Genomic DNA, 284 nt, shown 5'->3' with positions numbered 1-284 from the left:
GCGAGGCCCGGCGCAGCTGGTCGCGGTAGGCGCGCTTCAGCACCGAGCAGGTCACGATGAGGCCGGGGCGAAGGCACAGCTGCTCGCTGAGGCTGGCGAGCCAGCTGGCGCGGTCGTCGTCCGTCAGCGGTTCGCCCTGGGCCATCTTCTGGCGGCTGGCCTCGCTGTGGAACAGGTCGCCCTCCAGCCAGTGGCGGCCCAGCTGCTCCGCGACGGTCGCCGCGAGCGTGGATTTGCCGCAGCCGGCGACGCCCATGACGACGAGGGAGGCGGGAGCGGATGGA

1 protein-coding gene is annotated in these 284 nt (G+C 72.9%); it reads right to left on the bottom strand.

The features are described from left to right. Positions 1–284, bottom strand: a 284-nt coding sequence (locus ACG04R_RS28540; protein ID WP_394418226.1) for a gluconokinase, incomplete at both ends; no start/stop codon positions are given.

Source organism: Pelomonas candidula, assembly GCF_043555985.1.
Classification (GTDB): Bacteria; Pseudomonadota; Gammaproteobacteria; order Burkholderiales; family Burkholderiaceae_C; genus Pelomonas; species Pelomonas candidula.
The sequence above is the reverse complement of the archived record's forward strand: the minus strand, read 5'-3'. Positions and strand labels throughout refer to the sequence as shown.